13 protein-coding genes are annotated in these 21,212 nt (G+C 60.8%); all 13 read left to right on the forward strand.

Annotated elements, in window-relative coordinates:
* Positions 1-12 precede the first annotated feature (12 nt).
* The 13 genes from rpsA (at position 13) to JHD67_RS06800 (ending at position 20,720) form a co-directional block, all read left to right on the forward strand.
* Positions 13-1,686 (forward strand): 30S ribosomal protein S1, encoded by a 1,674-nt coding sequence (rpsA, locus tag JHD67_RS06740; RefSeq protein ID WP_199098402.1) that lies wholly within the window; start codon positions 13-15, stop codon positions 1,684-1,686.
* Positions 1,687-1,756: 70 nt separating this feature from the next.
* Positions 1,757-2,044 carry an integration host factor subunit beta gene (locus tag JHD67_RS06745; protein WP_199098403.1) on the forward strand — a complete coding sequence of 96 codons (288 nt, stop codon included), beginning with the start codon at positions 1,757-1,759 and terminating at the stop codon, positions 2,042-2,044.
* Positions 2,045-2,223: 179 nt separating this feature from the next.
* Positions 2,224-2,493, forward strand: a complete 270-nt coding sequence (locus JHD67_RS06750; protein WP_199098404.1) for a LapA family protein — start codon at positions 2,224-2,226, stop codon at positions 2,491-2,493.
* Entirely contained in the window at positions 2,490-3,665 is a 1,176-nt protein-coding gene (lapB, locus tag JHD67_RS06755) for a lipopolysaccharide assembly protein LapB (RefSeq protein WP_199098405.1), read from the forward strand. Before JHD67_RS06750 ends, lapB begins: the two co-directional genes overlap by 4 nt.
* Before the next feature lie 7 nt (positions 3,666-3,672).
* Complete coding sequence (locus tag JHD67_RS06760; RefSeq protein ID WP_199098406.1) at positions 3,673-4,704, forward strand: glycosyltransferase family 4 protein; 1,032 nt, start codon at positions 3,673-3,675, stop codon at positions 4,702-4,704.
* Positions 4,691-6,586, forward strand: a complete 1,896-nt coding sequence (locus tag JHD67_RS06765) for a nucleoside-diphosphate sugar epimerase/dehydratase (protein ID WP_199098407.1) — start codon at positions 4,691-4,693, stop codon at positions 6,584-6,586. Before JHD67_RS06760 ends, JHD67_RS06765 begins: the two co-directional genes overlap by 14 nt.
* Positions 6,587-7,459, forward strand: coding sequence for a UTP--glucose-1-phosphate uridylyltransferase GalU (gene galU / locus JHD67_RS06770; protein ID WP_199098408.1), 873 nt, complete (start codon positions 6,587-6,589; stop codon positions 7,457-7,459). It begins immediately after the preceding gene.
* A gap of 924 nt (positions 7,460-8,383) precedes the next feature.
* Positions 8,384-9,406 (forward strand): fimbrial protein, encoded by a 1,023-nt coding sequence (locus tag JHD67_RS06775; protein WP_199098409.1) that lies wholly within the window; start codon positions 8,384-8,386, stop codon positions 9,404-9,406.
* Between the two features lie 608 nt (positions 9,407-10,014).
* On the forward strand, positions 10,015-10,557 hold the full coding sequence (locus tag JHD67_RS06780) for a type 1 fimbrial protein (protein WP_199098410.1): 543 nt from the start codon (positions 10,015-10,017) through the stop codon (positions 10,555-10,557).
* Between the two features lie 325 nt (positions 10,558-10,882).
* A complete protein-coding gene (locus JHD67_RS06785) occupies positions 10,883-11,437 on the forward strand; it encodes a fimbrial protein (RefSeq protein ID WP_199098411.1) in 555 nt (184 codons plus the stop codon).
* A 93-nt stretch (positions 11,438-11,530) separates the two neighbouring features.
* Positions 11,531-12,268, forward strand: coding sequence for a molecular chaperone (locus JHD67_RS06790; RefSeq protein WP_199098412.1), 738 nt, complete (start codon positions 11,531-11,533; stop codon positions 12,266-12,268).
* A gap of 124 nt (positions 12,269-12,392) precedes the next feature.
* Complete coding sequence (locus tag JHD67_RS06795; protein ID WP_199098413.1) at positions 12,393-14,993, forward strand: fimbria/pilus outer membrane usher protein; 2,601 nt, start codon at positions 12,393-12,395, stop codon at positions 14,991-14,993.
* 552 nt (positions 14,994-15,545) lie between these two features.
* The gene (locus JHD67_RS06800; RefSeq protein WP_199098414.1) at positions 15,546-20,720 is read left to right on the forward strand and encodes an autotransporter-associated beta strand repeat-containing protein; all 5,175 of its coding nucleotides are present in this window, start codon (positions 15,546-15,548) and stop codon (positions 20,718-20,720) included.
* The last annotated feature ends 492 nt before the right edge of the window (positions 20,721-21,212 follow it).

Here is a 21,212-nt window from a genome sequence, read left to right on the forward strand (position 1 = left end):
TCTGGAATCAACATGACTGAAAGTTTTGCCGAACTGTTTGAACAGAGCCAACAGGCTATCTCCAAGCTGAAGCCGGGCGCGATCGTCACGGGTATCGTTGTGGAAATCCGCAACGACGTCGTCGTGATCAACGCTGGCCTGAAGAGCGAAGGCATCGTCCCGATCGAGCAGTTCAAGGACGAGAGCGGAGAGCTGGAAGTGCAGGTAGGCGACGAGGTGAAGGTTGCCCTCGACGCCCTGGAAGACGGTTTCGGCGAGACCAAGCTCTCCCGTGAGAAGGCCAAGCGTTCCATGGTGTGGGACGACCTGGAAGCAGCCTTCGACAAGGAAGAGACCATCACCGGCAAGATCTCCGGCAAGGTCAAGGGTGGTTTCACCGTCGACATCAAGGACGTCCGCGCATTCCTGCCGGGTTCGCTGGTCGACGTGCGTCCGGTCCGCGATCCGGTTTACCTGGAAGGCAAGGACCTCGAGTTCAAGATCATCAAGCTCGACCGCAAGCGTAACAACGTGGTCGTCAGCCGCCGCGCCGTCGTCGAGACCGAGTTCTCCGAGGAGCGCGAGAAGCTGCTGGAGCGCCTGACCGAAGGCGCGGTGGTCAAGGGTACCGTCAAGAACCTCACCGACTACGGCGCGTTCGTGGACCTGGGTGGTATCGACGGCCTGCTGCACATCACCGACATGGCGTGGAAGCGCGTGCGTCACCCGTCCGAAGTCGTCAACGTCGGCGACGAGCTGGATGTGCGCGTGCTCAAGTACGACCGCGAGCGCAACCGCGTTTCGTTGGGCCTCAAGCAGCTGGGCGATGACCCGTGGGTCGCTATCGCTCGCCGCTACCCGGTCGGCAGCCGCCTGTTCGGCAAGGTCTCCAACGTCACCGATTACGGTTGCTTCGTTGAGATCGAGCCGGGCGTGGAAGGCCTGGTCCACGTCTCCGAAATGGATTGGACCAACAAGAACGTCAACCCGGCCAAGGTGGTGCAGGTCGGCGACGAGACCGAAGTGATGGTGCTGGACGTGGATGAAGAGCGTCGCCGCATCTCGCTGGGTATCAAGCAGACCCGCTCGAACCCGTGGGAAGCGTTCGCCGCCATGCACAAGAAGGGCGACAAGGTGTCCGGTCAGATCAAGTCGATCACCGACTTCGGCATCTTCATCGGCCTGGACGGTGGCATCGACGGTCTGGTCCACCTGTCCGACATCTCCTGGCAGGTGTCCGGCGAAGACCTCGTCCGCAACTTCAAGAAGGGCGACGAGATCGAGGCCGTGGTGCTGGCCGTGGATCCGGAGCGTGAGCGCATCTCCCTCGGCATCAAGCAGATGGAGCAGGATCCGTTCGGCCAGTTCATGGCCAACAATCCGCGCGGCACCATCGTCAACGGTACCGTGAAGGAAGTGGACGCCAAGGGCGCCGTGATCGATCTGGGCGAAGGCGTCGAGGGTTACCTGCGCGCCAACGATATCGCCAAGGAGCGCATCGAAGACGCCACCCTGCACCTGAAGGTTGGCGACAAGGTCGAAGCCAAGTTCACCGGCATGGACCGTAAGGGCCGCCAGCTGCAGCTGTCGATCCGCGCGAAGGACGAAGAAGAACTGCACGATGCCATGGCTGAGTACTCGTCCGCCTCCGGCGGCACGACCAAGCTCGGTGCGCTGCTCAAGGAGCAGCTGAACAAGGCTGACTAAGCAGTAGCTGTAGGAATGCGGGGCGGCGTAGAGCCGCCCCGCGGTTTTATGTCACGGACATTGGGGACCCATGACCAAATCCGAATTGATTGAGGCGCTGGCACGGCGTCAGACCCACCTCGCATTTGCAGATGTGGAGTTGGCGGTAAAGAGCGTCATCGAACAGATGAGCCACGCCCTCTCCCATGGCGAGCGTATCGAGGTTCGTGGTTTCGGCAGCTTCGCGCTGCACTACCGTCCGCCGCGCATGGGGCGCAACCCCAAGACCGGCGATGCGGTGGCCCTTCCGGGCAAGCATGTCCCGCACTTCAAGCCGGGCAAGGAACTGCGTGAACGCGTCAATATGAATCTGGTGTGATAGCCCTCAGGGCCGTCACTGCAGAGTCTTTGGAGGGCAGGCGGCGATGCGTCGTTCCTGCCTTCTTTTTGTTTGGAGCCCGGGCCGGCAGCGCCCCTTGCTGGGCTGTTTTCTCATTTTCTGAAGCCCGACCAAACGCGCGCCTGTGACGCTTAACGGCAATCGGTTAAAGTCGCGGCATGCGATTGATCGTAACGCTGATTCTCCTATTGTTCGTGGCCGCCGGCATTGTGCTGGGCGCGCTTAATGCCGACCTGGTCGGCTACGACCTTGGCTTTGCGCGCATCGATCTGCCCAAGGGGGCGGCCTTGCTGTCGGCCCTGGTGATCGGTTGGCTGCTGGGCGGCCTTACGGCATGGCTTGGGGTCAGTACGCGGCATCGCCGGCTGCGCCGCCAGGCCTCGGCCGAGGCCCGCAGCAAGGCCAAGACCTCCCCGGCCGGTGCATGAGCCCACTTCTTTACGTTCTTCTCCTGCTCGTACCCGCAGCGTTCGCCAGTGGCTGGTGGACCGCCAGGCGGGCAGGGGCGCGTCGCTCCGGCGCGCAAGTCAGTGAACTTTCTTCCGATTACTTCCGTGGCCTGAACTACCTGCTCAACGAGGAGCAGGACAAGGCCATCGAGGTTTTCCTCAAGCTGGCCGAGTACAACCGCGACACGGTGGAAACCCATCTGGCGCTGGGCAATCTGTTCCGTCGGCGCGGTGAAGTGGATCGGGCCATCCGCCTGCACCAGCACCTGGTGTCGCGCCCGGGCCTGTCCGAAGCCATGAAGACCGTGGCGCTGCTGGAGCTGGGCGAGGACTATATGCGCGCCGGCCTGCTGGACCGCGCCGAAACGCTGTTCTCTGACCTGGTGGCGATGGATGCGCATGCGCCTTCGGCGTTGCGTCATCTGATCGCGATCTACCAGCACGAGCGTGACTGGCACAAGGCCATCGAACACGCTCGCCGCCTCGAGGCCATGACCGGGGAGGACGAGTCCGGCATGATCGCGCAGTTCTACTGCGAGCTTGCCGAACAGTCGCGCCAGCATGGCGCGCGGCAAGAGGCGCGCGAATACCTGCGCCAGGCATTTGCCTGCCAGCCCGATTGCGTGCGCGCCTTTATGCTCACCGGGCGCCTGTATGCCGAAGAAGGGCTGCACGCTGAGGCCGCCAAGGTGTACGAGCAGGCGGTGGAGGCGGATATCGCCTTTGTGCCGGAAATCCTGCCGCCTTTGCTCAACAGTTATGCGCGCTCGCAGCAGATGGAGCACGCCGAGCATTTTCTGCGTGACATCCTGGAGCGTTATCACGGCATTTCGCCGGTGCTGGCGTTGACGCGGCTGTATCAGCAGCGCGATGGCGAACGCATGGCCATCGAGTTCCTCACCTCGCAGTTGCGTCTGCGGCCTTCCGTGCGTGGCCTGATGGCGTTGATCGATGCCACCATGGACAAGATGGAAGGCGAGGCGCGCGAGAATTTCCTGATCCTGCGCGATCTCACCAAGAAGCTGCTGGAAGGCCAGGCGATGTACCGCTGCAGCCGCTGCGGCTTCGGTGCCAAGGCACACCACTGGCAGTGTCCCAGCTGCAAGAGCTGGAGCACCATCCGGCCGATTCACGGCGTCGCCAACGAATGAGGCACGGATGAGTTTCTCCTGGCTGGCGTTAGGGATGGTGCTGGCGTCGTTGTTGATCGCTGTCGCGGTGGTTCGTGGCGCGATGGCCTACGCGCATCGCCGCAATATGCTGGATCTGCCCGGGCAGCGGCGCTCCCATACCATCCCCACGCCCCGTGGCGGCGGCATTGGCATCGTGGTGGCGGCGTTACTGACCATGCCGGCGAGCCTGTGCCTGCTGCCGTCGCCCTGGCCCGTGGGCATGGCGCTCATGCTCGCCCTGGCCACCGTCCTGGTGGCGGCCGTGGGCTGGTGGGACGACCACCGCCCCTTGCCGGTGCTTCCCCGGTTCTGCGTTCAGCTGCTCGCCTCCGGGGTGATCGCCGTTGCGTTCGCCTGGGGCGGTTTGTCCTGGTGGTGGCTGCCGGTGCTGGTGCTTGCCGGCGGGTGGAGCATCAACCTGCACAATTTCATGGACGGCATCGACGGGTTGCTGGCCCAGCAAGTGATCTTTGTGAGCCTGGGCCTGGGCCTGCTGGCCCTCTCGGTCGGCCAGTCGGCCCAGGCGGTGGCGTCGGCTTGCCTGGCGGCGGCGGCGCTGGGCTTCTGGTTTTTCAATCGCCCTAGGGCCCGTATTTTCATGGGGGACGTGGGCAGTGGCACCATGGGGCTACTCTTATTTGCCTTGACAGCTATGCTGTGGCGGGTGGAAACCCGGCTGTTATGGCCGGCCTTGATCCTCAGTTCATCTTTTGTAGCGGACGCTAGCCTTACGCTTCTCAGTCGTATGGCGAGCGGTCGCCGGTGGCACACTGCGCATCGCGAACACCTTTATCAGTGGTTGGTTCGCAGTGGGTTTACGCATGCCACGGGAGGGGCGTGCTATCTGGCCTGGAACCTGGTGGTCGCGGCGCCTCTTGCCGTGCTTGCCTGGGCCTGGCCAGTGGGATCGGTGCCGGTGTTCATGGGCACCTACCTGGTAGCGATGACCGCCTGGATTTTCATGAAGCGCCAGTGCTTGGGGCGCGTTTTGCACAAGGGCCGACATGTCGCTTCGTAAACTCATCGGCGTTATCCATCCCCGCATGGCCGTGGTGCTTCACGACCTGCTGATGGCGGCGGTTGCCTGGTGGGTAGCCAAGGCCCTGCGGTATGCGCTGATCGACAACGCGGGGATCAGTTTCCATCCGCTGGAGTTTCCGCTGGTGCTGCTGGTCCAGGGCGCGGTACTGAGCTGGACCGGGCTCTACAAGGGCGTGTGGCGCTTTGCCAGCCTGCCGGACTTGTGGAACATCCTGCGCGCGGCGGTATTGGGCGCGCTGGCCATTGCCGCGGCGCTGATGCTCTACAACCGCCTGGACGATGTGCCGCGTTCGGTGCTGCTGTTGTATCCGGTGGTGCTGTCCATTTTGCTGGGCACGCCGCGCCTGACCTATCGCTTTTGGAAAGACAGCCGCGTCGACCTGTTCCAGGCCAAGCCCCTGCAGCGCGTGCTGATCGTGGGCGCCGACCGGGCGGGTGAGGCACTTTCACGCGATCTACAGCGCGATAGCGGCTACACCGTGGTCGGCTTTGTCGACGACAAGGAAAGCCTGCGCGGCGCCAGCATCAATGGCCGGCCCGTGCTGGGTCGCATCGACCAAATTCCGGAGCTGTCGCGAGAAGTCGCCGCACAGATGCTGCTGATCGCCATGCCAGCGGCGAGCACGCCCGAGATGCGTCGCGTGGTCGAACTGTGCGATCGCAGCGGGCTGCCATACCGAACGGTGCCCAAGCTCGAAGATGTCGTTTCCGGGCGGGCGCACTTCAACGAGATCAAGGAAGTCGCCATCGAAGACCTGCTCGGTCGCGACACGGTGGAGTTGGACTGGACAGCCATCCGCGTCACGCTCACCGGGCGCCGTGTGCTGGTAACGGGCGGTGGCGGCTCGATTGGCTCGGAACTGTGCCGCCAGGTGGCGCGCCTGGGCGCGCAATCGTTGTGCGTCGTCGACAACAGTGAGTTCAATCTCTACAAGATCTCGCAGGAGCTGCGCTCGGAATACCCCGAGTTGATCTACGACGCCGTGCTCGCCGACTGCGGCGATCCCGCCGCCATGCGCAAGCGCTTTGCCGAATACAAGCCGCAGGTAGTTTTCCATGCGGCGGCCTACAAGCACGTGCCGATGCTGCAGGGGCAGCTGCGCGCGGCGTTCCGCAACAATGTGCTCGCCACGCGCAACGTGGCCGACCTGGCCGATCGCCATGACGTGGAATGCTTCGTGCTCATTTCCACCGACAAGGCGGTCAACCCCACCAGTGTCATGGGTGCCTGCAAGCGCATGGCCGAGATCTGGTGCCAGAACCTCAACGCGCATTCGCAGACCCACTTCATCACCGTGCGGTTTGGCAACGTGCTCGACTCGGCGGGCTCCGTCGTGCCGCTGTTCCGTCAGCAGATCCGCAACGGCGGCCCGGTTACCATTACGCACCCGGAAATCTCGCGCTATTTCATGACCATTCCGGAGGCTTGCCAGTTGATCCTGCAGGCCGCGAGTTTGGGCAAGGGGGGCGAGATCTTTGCGCTGGACATGGGCGAGCCGATCAAGATCCGCGACCTGGCCGAACAAATGATCCGTCTGGCCGGGCGTAAGCCAGGCACGGAGATTCCCATTATCTATACGGGCTTGCGTTCGGGTGAAAAGCTGTTTGAAGAACTGTTCCATCCGCTCGAGAACTACAGCGAGACCACGCACGCGAAGATCTTCCTCGCGCAGTATCGGCCGGTGAAATGGGATCATCTCAATGCTCAGATGGCCAAGGCCGCCGATGCCGTGGTTGTGTATGACGACGAAGTGCTGCGCCAGTGCGTATCCAACCTGTTGCCGTCGTTCCGCTGGAGCGAAGCGCCGCAACCGGACAACGTGGTGGCGTTGCGTCGCAATGAATCAGGAGATAAGTAAGTGAGCCAGCCGTTGCGCAAAGTGGTTTTCCCGGTTGCGGGATTGGGTACACGCTTTCTTCCCGCCACCAAGGTGGTGGCCAAGGAGATGTTGCCGGTACTCGATCGCCCGCTGATCCAGTACGCCGTGGACGAGGCGGTGGATGCCGGTGCCGATACGCTGATCTTTGTCACCAATCGTTACAAGCATGCCATTGCCGATTACTTCGACAAGGCCTATGAGCTGGAAGCCAAGCTTCTGGAGAAGGGCAAGGATGATTTGCTGGCGCTGGTGCAGGGCACGCTGCCCAGGCACGTGCGCGCCATCTTTGTCACGCAACCCGAGGCGCTGGGTCTGGGGCATGCGGTGCTTTGCGCCAAGGCGGTAGTGGGTAACGAGCCGTTTGGCGTGGTTCTGCCGGACGACCTGATCTGGAACAAGGGCAAGGGCGCATTGCGCCAGATGGCGGAGCTGGCCCAGGCGCAGCATGCGGGCGTTATCGCCGTGGAAGAGGTGCCGCCCAGCGATACCGACAAGTACGGCATCGTCGACGCCACGCCGATCGATGAGCGCAGCGCACAGATTCACCATATGGTGGAAAAACCCAAGCCTGCCGACGCGCCGTCCAATCTGGCCGTGGTGGGGCGCTACGTGCTGCCGGGGCGCATCTTCGAACTGCTGGAGTCCACCACGCCGGGCGCTGGCGGCGAGATCCAGCTTACCGACGCCATCGATGCGCTGCTCAAGGAGCAGGGCAAGATGCTGGCCTATCGCTTCGAAGGCACGCGCTTCGATTGCGGCAACAAGGCCGGCCTGGTTCGGGCCACCATACACATGGCCCTGCAGGACCCCAAGTTGGTGCCGGTAGTGCACGAGTTGATGGCTAGCCTGTAAATCCGTACTCAACGCGATCAACGCTCTCCGCGCCGAGCCGAAGTGCCGGCGCGGGGAGGTATATGTGGTCGAACAAAAGGCCCGCGATCGCATCCGGTTCTTTTATCGCATGGCGTTCTTCTAAGGATGCGCCGATTTCGCTCGCCCTTCCCGCGAATGCGCGAATTGAGCGCCTTTGCTCAGCGTAAGGGCATCGAATATCCGTCATCGCATGAATGATGATGATCGATCACATCATTCTTGGCCCTTCCCGTATTTGCTGAAAGCAGTCCGCGCATTCGCGGGGCCGCTTGGCGCTGATCTGTCATCGCGCCTCTTTCCCATCAGTGCCGTTTCAAGGCATGCGCCAAGCTGCTTCTCTCGGCTTGCGCAGGGCGTGCGTGCGCAATGCGGGCCTGGTGTCACGTGTGGCTGGCTGGCGCCGCATCACGGCGCGTGCCTAGCACAGCTCTTGATGCGGTACTGAGGATCGTCCGAGGATTAAATGGGAATCGGCTGAAACCTACATCGCCGCTTGTGTGGTTGGCCGATAATTCTCGAGTCACTGAGGCGGCGCGTTCTGCGTGGGCATGATGGTGAGGGTGCCTGTAGGCAGCTCGCCCCGAATCACGTGCCTGGCTAAGGATGTCCAGCGACGCCTGGATGGTCGGATAAGAACGTCGTGCGTCCACAGGTGGTGCTAATCCATGTTCATAGAGCGCAGCCAGGCGCGCTGCAGGGCCTCGCTTGCTTATGTCCCAGCCCTGCGCTAGCGGAAATAGGACTGCCCCAGGTGCCATCGCTAACGATGCGTGCAAGGCCCACCGGTGTCGTTCGCATTGCGGCTGCCCATGCGGGACGCCCGCATCGCAGTGTCACTGGATAGCTGCACGTTTCTTGACTCGGCGCCCTTACGGACTGAATTGATCATAGAAGGCGAATGTTATGTACCCTTGTTTGAGGTGGTTGGTTGGCTTGCTGGTGTTCATCGGTGCGATGGGCGAGGCTGCCGCCGCTTGCACCTTCAGCTCGCTCTCCGATGGCTCGTCGTATTACAAGGCGACGCTTGCTGGCATAAGCCCTCCCGCTTTCGATCCGGCGGCATATGCGGTGGGGCAAACTATCTATAAGGGCACGGGCGCCGTGACCATCCTGAATGGCCTGAGCAATGGTGCGGCGTATGTCTCCTGCTCGCCAACGGCCAGCTATTGGGTAGCAGGTGTCGGTACACCAGACGCCAATGCTGTTTACCCTACCTCGGTGCAAGGCGTCGGTTTGCGCATGGTGCATAGTGACAAGACCGTGCCGTACCAAACGTCCATTTATATTGGACCGAACGACACCGTCGCGTTTTATTCGGGCTTTACCATGCAAGTGGAGTTTGTGAAAACCGGCACCATTCCAGAGGCCGGCGGTACGCTGTCGGGCGCGTTCCTCGCTTATCGCGCTGGCGGCGTGTCAGGTCAAACGTTGATGGAGTTCAGCTGGGCATTGCCGGTAGTCGTCAAGCCGCAGATTCCCACGTGCGTGGTCAAAACCACCGATATTCGAGTGAGCCTGGGTAGTGTTGCGGCCGGGACAGTGTTCAAGGGGGTGGGTTCGGTATCGCCGACCGTCAGTGACCAGATCACCTTGACCTGCTCGGGCGGTTTCGCGGCGTCGAGTACCAACGCATCCCTCACGTTCACCGACGCAACCAAACCGAGCAATGTCTCCAATACCTTGACGCTTACCTCCGCGTCGACCGCCAAAGGCATCGGCATCCAAGTGTTGTCCGGTGGCATCGTGCGCAGCTATGGCCCGGACTCCAAGGTGGCGGGCAACACCAACCAGTGGCTGGCTGGCAACATCGCGCAGGGCAAAAGTTCGTTCACTATCCCGCTGCAGTTCCGCTATATCCAAACGGCGTCGTCGGTCACGGCGGGCAGTGCCAACGGAAACATGACCTTCACCATGAGCTACCAGTAAAGCTTGCGGCCGATTCAGCCCCTCCCTTGGAGCCTCCTCTCCATCAAGGCGGCGAGGGGAGGGGCGATAGTTTGAGTCGGCCATGCATCCGGCAGGGGCGGGTGGAATCACGGCGAAGCCGTTGCATCGGTCGTAAGAGCATCTCCCTCACGAAAGGACATGCCCCCTGGCATTCGCAGGGTTGGTGCCGTGCGGCCTTTCTCAAGATATCGCGCCCCGCTTCCACGCGATGCAGTTGAATGCTTGCCTGGAGCATGTCGCTGTTCGCCTCCGTGCGTTCAGCGGTCTGCTGTTCGGTCTTGTCGTGCTTCACTGCGCTGATCCATGGATACGAGCTGCGGGGCGAAACACCGATCGCCGCTTCGTTGAAATGCGGGCAGCTCACCGACTCCCGTTCCGAATGTCTAAAAACCGGAACGACGTCACAGTTGGTGCGCTCATTCTATTAAGCATTTTCCTACATACCAGGCTTATCCCATTGTCAATAATGCCGCCGCGGTTAAAGCGGCGTTGATGCTGCCCGCATAACGGGCGGAGCTAACCATGCTGGCGCTGGCCGCAACCTGGGCGTTCGCCTCTCCGTGTTTCAATTCAGGAACAGACAAATCATGAAAAAGATTCTCCTCTCGGCAGCTACGGCTTCCGTTCTGGGCATCGCTGCGCTCGCCTCGTCCTCCGCATACGCGTACGACGGCCAGATCACCGTGACGGGTAGTGTTACGGCAGTCACCTGCACCATCACGCTGGGTGGCGGCGCTACCGGCTCCGCGTCGGATATCAAGGTTGACCTGGTGGCTGTTTCGCAGGCGGCGCTCAAGTCTGGCCAGCGTGCGGGTGACAAGGCGTTCTCGATGACCGTCGGTGGCACGGGCCAGACCGGTTGCACCAATGGCGGCACGGCTTCCTTGAGCATGGACACCACCAACGTCAATGCCAGCGGCCGTATCAAGAACAGCGGCACCGCCACTGGCGTAGAGATCGAGTTTGCAGACGCTGGCGGCACCGCACTTGATCTGACCAAGCAGGGCCCGAAGGTCGTGATCGCTGGCAACACCGCAGTCCTCAACTACGTCGCGCGCTACTACGCCACCGCCAACGCTGGCGCTGGTTCGGTCTTGGGTACGGTCAACTATTCGATCGCCTACAACTAAGCCAAGTCTTTAGGCGCGCCAATCGTCGCGGGATTTCCCGGCTTGGTGCTCTCGGGGTCGCGCGAGACTCGCGCTATCCCGTGCTGGTCTATTCCAATCGACTGGTAGCGGCGCAGGTTTCATCGTGAAAACGCATGAATGAAGAGCGCCGCTGCCATCGACGGGACAAATTAAGGAATCGTCCAATAGGAGATTCCTGATGACGAGGAATACTCGTCTTGCCGGGCGCTCGCGCCATGCGACGACCTGGTGCTCCCCTCGTGCGCGGAGTGGCCTGCTGCCACGCCTAGCACGTACCGACTCGAACTCTTAGGAATACTTAATAATGAAGAAGATTCTCCTCTCCGCCGCCCTGGCCTCGATTGTGGGTTTTGCCGCCGTTGCACCGCAGTCGGCACAGGCTTATGACGGTAAGCTGACCATCAACGGCAAGATCAACGACTCCACCTGCGTGGTGACGCCGGGTAACGGCGCGTCGGGCACGGCTGGTGACGTGACGGTGACCATGCCGGAAGTGCAGAAGGCTGCACTGGCCGCTAAGGACGCGGTTGCGGGCGAGCAGGCCTTCACCCTCACGATTGGTGGCCCGGGCCAGTCCGGCTGCACGAACGGCATGGTCGCCCAGATGACGTTCGACAAGACCAACGTCAATGCCGCTGGCCGCCTGAACAACACCGGCAACGCCACGAACGTTGACGTTGAGCTGGCCAATGCCGCCGGCGCCGCTGCCATCAACCTGCTGAACAATGCGCAGACCCCGCAGATCACCATCGCCAACAACACCGCGCAGCTGAACTACGTTGCACGCTACCACGCAACGGGCGTTGCCACCGTCGGTTCGGTGTCCGCCGTGGCGAACTACAGCGTCACCTACAACTAAGTCTACTCGGCTTGGTTTAGTTGGAGTGGTCGGTGTACCGGCCACTCCGTTTTCCCCATTTCTTTGCTTTCCAATGCTCTGGACGTCGCTCCCATGAAAGTCGCGATTCGATCAAAAATAGCTGCTGCGTTACTTGGTTTTGCGTGGGCGGGCGGCGCAAGCGCCGGCGTACAGGTCATGGGTACCCGCTTCGTTTACAACGAAGGCCAGCAAGAGATCATGATCAAGCTGAGCAACGGCGACGATGCACCGCGTTTGGTGCAGGCATGGGTTGACGATGGGGATGCTACGGCGACAGCGAAAGACAGCAAGGCGCCCTTCATACTGAACCCACCCATGGCGCGCATGGATACCAATAAGGGCCAGACGCTGCGCCTGATGTACACCGGTGGACAATTGCCAGCCGACCGTGAGTCGGTGTTCTATCTCAACGTGCTCGAAGTACCGCCGCGTCCCAAAGCAGGCGCGGAGGGAGAGCAGCCAAACTATATTCAATTCGCCGTGCGCACGCGCCTGAAGATCTTCTATCGCCCCAAGGGGCTGCCTGGAAACGCAGCGTCGGCGGTGGGCGGCCTGCAGTGGCACCTGGTCGAGCGCGATGCCGACCGTGTGGTGGTGGAATGCCGCAATCCTACGGCGTTCAATGTGTCCTTCAATAAGATCGTCATGAAGGGCTCAAAGCCTTCGGATGAATTTACCGGCGGCGGCATGTGTCCGGCCAAGGGTAGCGAGCGCTTTACGGTCGCGCCGGGAACGTCCGATGAGATGGATCTAGGTGTCATCAATGATTACGGCGGTTCGGAGGCGAAGAGCGCGCCCGTAACGCACTAGCTTTAAGTGCTGGCTGAGTACAACTCAGCTTTGCCCCGGTTTCTCGTTCGCACAAATGGATTGCCAGCTACCACGTGGCTGGCCGTCGTGAGCCGGCTTTGTCCTTTTTCTGGTATTTGATGTCATGAAGACCTCCGCGTTCCCCAGTTTCGCTCAGCTGCCGCAAGAACACGCTATCAATATGCCGCCCCGGCGGCTGTGGCTTTGGATGCTCTTGGCACTGGGGCATCTGCCGTCGATGGCGCACGCAGCGAGCGCAGCGGGCGCGAGCGGTGGCGCCGAGCCTGCAGGGGGCTATGTCGAGTTCAATACGGACTTCACCAGCAATCCGGATGAGAAGGTCGATTTGTCGCGGTTTGAGCGCAGTGGCGTTCCCGCGGGCACGTATGTGGTCGATCTTTATGTAAACGATCGCAGGATCGGACGCGAGGGCATCGTGTTTCGCGATGCCAATGGCAGCGGCACGGCGACGCCCTGTTTCAATAAGTCGTTACTCGACCGTGCCGGCATTGATACCAGCAAGCTGGATCCAGCCGCGTTGGTCAGCGATTGCTTGGTGTTGCCCGAATTGATCGAGCGCGCAACGGTTTCGTACGACGCGGGCGAGCTTCGCCTGAATGTCGACGTACCCCAACTTTACACGCGCAAGCAAGGCGCCAACGACGTGGACTCCAGCCAGTGGAGCGAAGGGCAAACGGCCGCCACGTTGGCCTATAACGTCAACAGCTATCGTTCCGATATCAAGGGTGGCCAAAGCGCCACCAATACCTATGTTGGATTGAAGGCAGGCCTCAACGTGGACGGCTGGCGCTTCCGTGCGCAGACAGCCCTCACCACGGGCACGAACCGGCCGTCGCACTGGCAAACGTCCAACGTTTACGCCCAGCACGACGTGACGGCACTGCGGTCGCAGTTCACCGTTGGCGATATCTTTACGCCCGGCGATCTATTCAACTCGACATCGCTGCGCGGTGCGAATCTTCGTACCGATGAACGTATGTTGCCCAGCGGCATGGTGGGCTTCGCACCGGTGATCCGAGGAGTTGCGGAAACCCGCGCTCGGGTGGAAGTCCGACAGAGCGGGTATCTCGTGTATGAGACCTCCGTGTCGCCGGGTCCTTTCGAGATCACTGATCTCAATGGTGCCGCCGGTACGGGAGACCTTGAGGTTCTGGTGATCGAGGCCGACGGCCGGGAACGCCGCACTATCGTTCCCTATGCGCAGGTGCCGCGCTTGTTGCGTCCGGGTCAGGAGCGTTACTCGGTAACGGTGGGGCAAGTTCGCGATAACGGTCAGGGCCTGGGCAACCTGCCTACGGTGGCTGAAGGCACGTATCAGCGCGGCATCAACAATTGGCTCACCGGTTACGGTGGTGTGCAGGCCACTAACGGGCAGCTGTATCGCAGTGCGCTGGTCGGTGCCGCGGTAACAACTCCCGTCGGAGCTTTTTCGCTGGACGTCACCGAGTCGTGGGCCAAGCCGGTGCAGGGGCAGGGCACGCAAACAGGCCATAGCACACGCGCCACTTATAGCAAGATGCTGGAGCAGACGGGGACGAATTTCTCCCTGGCGTCGTATCGCTACTCCAGTGCCAATTACATGGATCTGGATTCCGCGGTGCGCGTTCGCGCTGCCGCGCGTAAGGACGTGATCCTGGCGTTGTCGCCGGCCACCGGTGCCAAAGACCAGCTTCAGATCGCGTTGAATCAATCGTTGGGTGATCGGGCCGGCTCGCTGTATGCAACGGGCGCCTTCTATAGCTATTGGAACAACGGTGGGCATTCATCCACCTATCAGGCGGGCTATTCCAACCGTTTCAAGCAGCTCTCGTACAGCATCTCCATGGGGCGTGATTTCACCCCTGGCATGCGAGCGTCCACGACGGTGATGTTCTCGGGCTACCTGCCCTTGGGTAAAGAGGTTATTTCGTCGCCGACGTTGTCGACATCGCTTTCCCATAACAGCCGGAATGGCAACAACAACCAGGCTTCGGTCAATGGCGCGGTGGGCGAAATGTCGCCGCTGTATTACAGCGTGGGCGCCCAGTCCCAGGACACGGTTCCCACCACGATAAACGCCAGTGTCAATTGGTCCGCTCGTTATGGTCAGCTCGGGGCAGGTTATAGCGGTTCAAGTCATAGCCACCAGCTGTCGGCATCCGCGGCGGGCGGTGTCGTCGTACACGGTGGCGGTATAACGCTAGCGCCGCGCATCGGCGAAACGATGGCTATCGTATCTGCACCGGATGCAGCCGGTTCGTACATTGATGGTCGTCGTGATGCCCGCCTGGATAGCCGTGGCTATGGCGTGATGTCGGACCTCATGCCGTATCGTCTCAATGATGTATCCCTTGATCCATCCGGCGCCACCATGGATGGCCAGCTCGATTACACGAGCACCAGTGTCGCGCCCAGGGCAGGTGCGGTAGTGGCAGTCAAATTCACCGGCAGCTCGGGGCGCGCCGTCATGTTGCGCATTACCCAGGCCGATGGTTCCGTGGTGCCCTTTGGCGCCCAAGTGCTGGATGAGCAAGGTAACGAAGTCGGCGTCGTGGGACAGAATGGTCAAGTGTTTGTCCGTGGGGGCGAAACGGGCGGCTCGTTGCAGCTCAAGTGGAACGATGAGCAGGGTGGCGGTTGCAGCGTGAACTACCAATTGGCTGGCCGCGACGCAAGCAGGACTAAGACCTCGTTTGAAGTGCTGGAGAGTCGCTGCCGCGGCTGATGGCTGGGGCCTGCGTCAACGGCCTGTGCGAACAAAGTGCATACGGGCGCCATCGGCGCCCGTATGCTTTTCAGAGGCAGTTGGACGTGTGCAGCGAGACCTGTCCCCGGCGTCATGCAGGCTCAGGCTCGGCGCTCTATTGGCAGCTGATTGCAAAGGTCAGCTTTGCGCAAGCCGGTGTCACACTGCTCAGTGGCATCCGCGAAACGTCTGGTGGGGAGGCGCCACAGGATGCCGGGCGCGTGTCGTCTGAGGAGGATCCTGGCGCCTCTCCTGTGCTTTTGTGTTGCGTGCCGAGCGTCGTGGCGGCTTGTAGGGCAATCGTCTTGACTGAGGTCAGTCGCCAGAATCTTGAAGGCAGACGCCAAGCCTCAGCACAAAATTTGCCGATTTCGTGGGCGTCGCAAAGGATGTGACATCGTAATCTGCCTTCGCCATTCGTTCACGGTAGTGGGACTTAGATGAGCGCAAGCACGCCTTTTATTGGCGAATGCTTAACAGGGCGTCGCTCCGATAGGGCGTAATGCGGTTGATGGGGCGATGGGAGGGGATATGCAGACGCAACGTCACGGGGCGATCGTGAGCGATGTGCGGCGTGGCGGCGCCGGTGCTCGATCGTTGCTCTATCGGGCACTGATGGTGGGCTTGGCCATGTCGGCTCCGGGACTGCATGCGCAAACCGTTAGCGCGGTTGCCAACGGAGCGTGGGACGCGGCCAGCACCTGGAGCAACGGCTCCGTGCCCAGCGCGGGCAACAGCTACATCGTTGGCACGGGATTCAATGTCAATAGTCCCGCTGTTACCGCGTCAGGTAACTTCTCTTATAACTTTGGCGGCTCTGCTCTGGCGGTACAGAGTGGGGGCACCTTAAGTCTTCCGGGCAGTCTCTCCGGGGGCACCGCCACCGTCGGTTATACGATTCCCACTCTTTCCATGGCCAGTGGAGCGACGTTAGCGCTGACTGCGTCGGTCGGGAGTATGGATCGCACCCTGCAGTCGGGCCTGTCTTTGGCCTCGACGGGAGCGGCGACCATCAGCATTCAGAACCCCGCCGGTTCAAGCAATAACTCGCTCACCTTGAGCAGCGGCGCGGCGCTCACGGGTGGTGCCGATATCAATTTGAATATCGACGCCAATGGTCAGTCGGGGCTATTTCGCAAGTTCGTTGCCATCAATAGCGCCAATAATGCTTATAGCGGCAACTGGACGGTGACCTCCACCAATGCCACGGCGGGCAGCCAGCTTGGCGGGCTGTATGCTGGCGCGGTCAATGCCCTGGGTACGGGTTCGGTCACACTGAACTCTTCCGGGCTGATCAATCAGGTCAATGGCGGATTGGATTCGCTCAAGGGCGTCAATGCTGGCGTCAATTCCATTGTTCAATTGAACGGCAACTGGACTAACGCCAACGCAGCGCTCGCGCTTACGGGTAGTGGCGCTTCGGTGACGCTCAATGGCGCGGGGCTCGCCGTAAGCATAGGCAACCTGACTGGTGTTGCAGGTACAACGATCAATGGTGCGGGCGCCTCGCAACGGTTCACGGTCAATATGACCAGTGACGGCGAATACGCCGGCGCGCTCAAGGGCACCCTGGGGTTTACCAAAGACGGCGGCTCCGCCTTGATTCTAAGTGGCACTAACACGTACACCGGTGGAACCACGATCACGAGTGGCCTCTTGCAATTAGGCAATGGCGGCGCCAGCGGTAGTGTCACAGGGGATATAACCAACAACGGCACGCTTGCCGTCAACCGATCGGACACCTACCAAATAACGGGTGTCATCTCGGGCACGGGGAGCTTCGCTCAGATGGGTTCCGGTACCACCGTATTCTCCGGTAACAACACCTACACCGGTGGAACCACCATCAGCGCCGGCGTGCTTCAGATCGGCAATGGTGGCGCAACGGGAGCGTTGGTCGGCGATGTGATTAACAACGGAACCTTGTCCATCCTTCGAACGGGCAACATTACCTTGGCAGGGAACATCTCCGGTACTGGTTCACTGCTTCAGCTTCAAAGTGGCACGACGACGCTGACGGGTGACAACACGTTCACGGGCGGCGCCATCATCAATTCAGGGTCGTTACGTTTCACCGGTAACACCGTTGGCTTCGCCAGCGACATATCACTCAACGGCACGTCTCGCGTCAATTTTGACAGTAGCTTCAATCTGACGTTTACCCCGACCATTTCGGGTACGGGTTCTATGCTGCAATCTGGCACGGGCACGACGATATTGACCGGCAACAATACTTACACCGGGCTAACCACCATATCGTTCGGAAATCTGCAGCTGGGCGATGGCGGTGCAACAGGCAGTATCGTTAGCAATGTCAACGTGTTGGGCGCTTCAAGGTCACTCATCGTCAATCGCTCGAATACCGCCATATTGGCAAGCACCATATCTGGTACTGGTCAATTGGTTCAGAGTGGCACCGGCGTGACGGTGTTGACGGCTGCCAATACCTATACGGGTGGCACCACCATCAATAGTGGAACACTCCAGCTTGGAAATGGCACTACGGCGGGTAGCATCGTCGGAAACGTCCTCGATAATGGCACCCTCGCCATCGATCACAGCGACAGCTATACCTTGGCAGGCGTCGTTTCCGGTAGCGGCGCACTCACGCAAAGTGGCTCGGGTACGACGATTCTTACTGCCGCCAACACCTATACAGGTCCAACGAACATCGATGCCGGTACGTTGCAATTGGGCAATGGCGGCACGTCCGGTAGCGTCGTCGGCGATATCGTCGACAACAGTGTATTGGTGGTTGATCGCAGCGATAGCGTGACGTTGCCAGGCGTGATCTCCGGCAGCGGTTCGCTGGTGCAGAGCGGGTCAGGTACCACGATCCTCACTGCGGACAGCACCTACACAGGTGGCACCGCGATCAATGCCGGCACATTGCAGCTGGGCAATGGCGGCAGCACCGGCAGCATCGTGGGTAATGTTGTCGATAACACGGCCTTGGTGGTCAACAATGCCGGCACGGCTATGTTGCCCGGCGTGATCTCCGGCAGCGGCAGCTTCTCGCAGGTGGGCACCGGCACCACGGTACTCAGCGGGAACAACACCTATACGGGTGGCACGACAATCAGTGCAGGCACCCTGCAGTTGGGCAACGGTGGAAGCACGGGGAGCATCGTTGGCGACGTAACGGACAACGGTGCACTCGTCGTCGACAATTCGGGTTCGGTCACGCTTTCCGGGGTGGTGTCAGGCTCTGGAAGTTTGTCGCAGAACGGCACGGGCACAACCTTGCTGACCGCCGACAACACTTACTCTGGCGGCACGCTGATCGGTGCGGGCACGCTTCAACTCGGCAATGGTGGAGCTTCCGGAAGCGTCACTGGCAGCATTCTCAATCAGGGCGCGCTAGCCATTGATCGATCCGACAGCTACACCTTCAGCGGTGTGATATCCGGGTCTGGCGCTCTCGCACAGATCGGGCCGGGCACCACTGTCCTCACCGCGGATAATACCTATACGGGGTTAACCAGCATCCAGGCAGGTACGCTGCAGTTGGGTAACGGGGGCACGTCGGGCAGTGTGGTGGGCAATGTCCTCGACAACAGTGTATTGGTGGTTGATCGCAGCGATAGCGTGACGTTGCCAGGCGTGATCTCCGGCAGCGGTTCCTTGGTGCAGAGCGGGTCAGGTACCACGATCCTCACTGCGGACAGCACCTACACAGGTGGCACCGCGATCAATGCCGGCACATTGCAGCTGGGCAATGGCGGCAGCACCGGCAGCATCGTGGGTAATGTTGTCGATAACAGTGCGTTGGTGATCAACAATGCCAGCACGGTGACGCTACCCGGCGTGATCTCCGGCAGCGGCAGTCTGTCGCAAGTGGGCACGGGTACCACGGTGCTTACCAGTGACAATACCTATACGGGCGGCACGACGATCAGTGCAGGCACCTTGCAGTTGGGTAATGGTGGCACCCAGGGCATGGTGGCTGGAAATATCATTGACAATGGGGCCCTCGTCTTTGATCGCGCCGACAACGTTACCTACGCAAGCGTGATCAGCGGAACGGGCAGCTTGACCCAGTTGGGCTCGGGAACTCTGGTACTGCAAGGTGACCAGACCTACGCCGGTCACACGAACGCGTTGGCTGGCACGCTGATCATCAATGGGTCCATTCAATCGGATATTGCCAATGTAGCGTCCGGCGCAAGGCTTGCGGGTTTTGCGAATGTGTACGCGGATGTCTACAACCAAGGCACGGTATGGCCTGGCAATCCCGTGGCCGGTGATACGAACTACGGCACGTTCACGGTGCATGGAAACTATATCGGGCAAGGTGGCGCGCTCGCATTGAACACCTACCTTGGTAGCGATGGCTCGCCATCCGACCAGTTGATCATCAGCGGTGGTCGCGCGAGCGGTGTCACCAGTGTCTTGGTCAACAACACCTCTTCCGGAAGTGCGCCGACCATGGGAGATGGCATTTTGGTGATCTCGGCGCTGGATGGCGCCACGACCGACCCCGGCGCATTCAAGCTGGCGGGTGAAGTGCGCAGCGGTGTGTTGGACTACCGCTTGTTCCGTGGCGATATGGACGGCTCTTTGCCCGACAACTGGTACCTGCGCAATGAGTTCGTGGTCCCCCCCGAGCCGGGGCAACCACCACCGGAGCCGGAGTTGCCGAGCGAACCTGAGCCGGTGTTGCCTGTGGACCCGCCACCGGCGGTGTTGCCACCCGGGATCTATCCGATCATCGGGCCAGAGGTTGCGACCTACGGCTTGGTGCAGCCTGTTGCGCGCCAATTGGGCATGCTGACGCTTGGCACCATGGACCAGCGCGTGGGTGACAGCGCATTGCTGGCCTCACGCCTCGGTAGCACCGACAACGGGCCGTCGGCCTGGGGGCGCGTGTTTGGCAGCAATATCAACAATAGCTATTTGGCTTTTGCGGCGCCGCAGGCTAAGGGTACTTTGTCGGGTATCCAGGTGGGGGCTGACCTGTGGCAAGGAGAGCTGTGGTCCGGGCATGTGGATCGTGCCGGCGGCTACCTGGTCTACGCGCACGCTAACGTGCGTGCCTATGGTTTGGTAACGAATGCCGCCGCCACGGGATACGAAATGGAGCGGACGGGCCAGATCAATCTCAACCAGACCGGAGCCGGCATCTATTGGACGCACTATGGCCCGGGTGACTGGTATCTGGATGCCGTGGCGCAAGTGAGTTCCGAGCACGGTGCTACCAGCACCGACAATGCTCGGCTCAGCACCAAGGGGGTGGGCTACATGGGGTCGCTGGAATTTGGCTACCCCTTCGCATTACCTCAGTTAGGCGGCAACTTTGTTCTCGAGCCGCAGGTGCAGGTAGTGTGGCAGCGACTTCGGTTCCTGGATGCACCCGATGGGCTGGGTGAGGTTTCACTGGGCACCACGGATGGCACAAGCGGAAGGCTGGGTGTGCGTGGCCGCTGGAGCATGGCAACGGAGGGTGGCCAGCTTTGGATGCCTTTCCTCTCCCTGGATCTTTGGCGGGATGCGGGAGGAAATGCCGTAAGCGCCTATGACGGCGTGGGCTCTGCGCCACTGCATGCCCAGGCTACGCGGCTGACGCTCAATGGCGGCGTCACCGGTCAATTGCTCCAGCGACTGGCGGTGTATGGGTCGCTGGGATATCAAGAGAGCGTCGGCGCGACCGACAATGCTCAGCGAAAAGGCTTCAATGGTACCGTCGGTCTGCGCTACACCTGGTAGCAGTGTTGATCGGTAGATGACGCAAAGGCCGTGCTTGTCACGGCCTTTGCGTTTTTGAATCTCCGATATCGGACGTTTCTCCTCTAGACGGCGCGTTTGTGCTGTCTGAGGTTACTTTTTGGGGTATGTCTCATACTCTGATTGCCATTCTTTTGATTAGATGGCGCCTGGTATTTTCGTCTCCCAAGACCTTCCATGAAGACCGAAGGTGAGGGACAGTATCCGCACCTATCTATGGATCAGCGCGGGCAATCGCCGCCCAGATGCAGACGGCCAGGCGACGCAAGGTGGATAAACAATGAATGTTATAACCGAGGTAAAGATTGCCCCGCTGCTCTCGGGCTTTGCGATGTTGAGCAAGGCCCAGCAAGATCGGTTCATGGATGGTCTTAACCGGTATGTCATGGCATCTCCGCGTCAGCGGCTTGTCTTGCGCAACCATTGGGCGACCGTGCATACGGGTAGTCCCGCAGCAGTTCGAGAGACGCCATT

It is taken from the genome of Dyella sp. ASV21, from assembly GCF_016428975.1.
Classification (GTDB): domain Bacteria; phylum Pseudomonadota; class Gammaproteobacteria; order Xanthomonadales; family Rhodanobacteraceae; genus Dyella.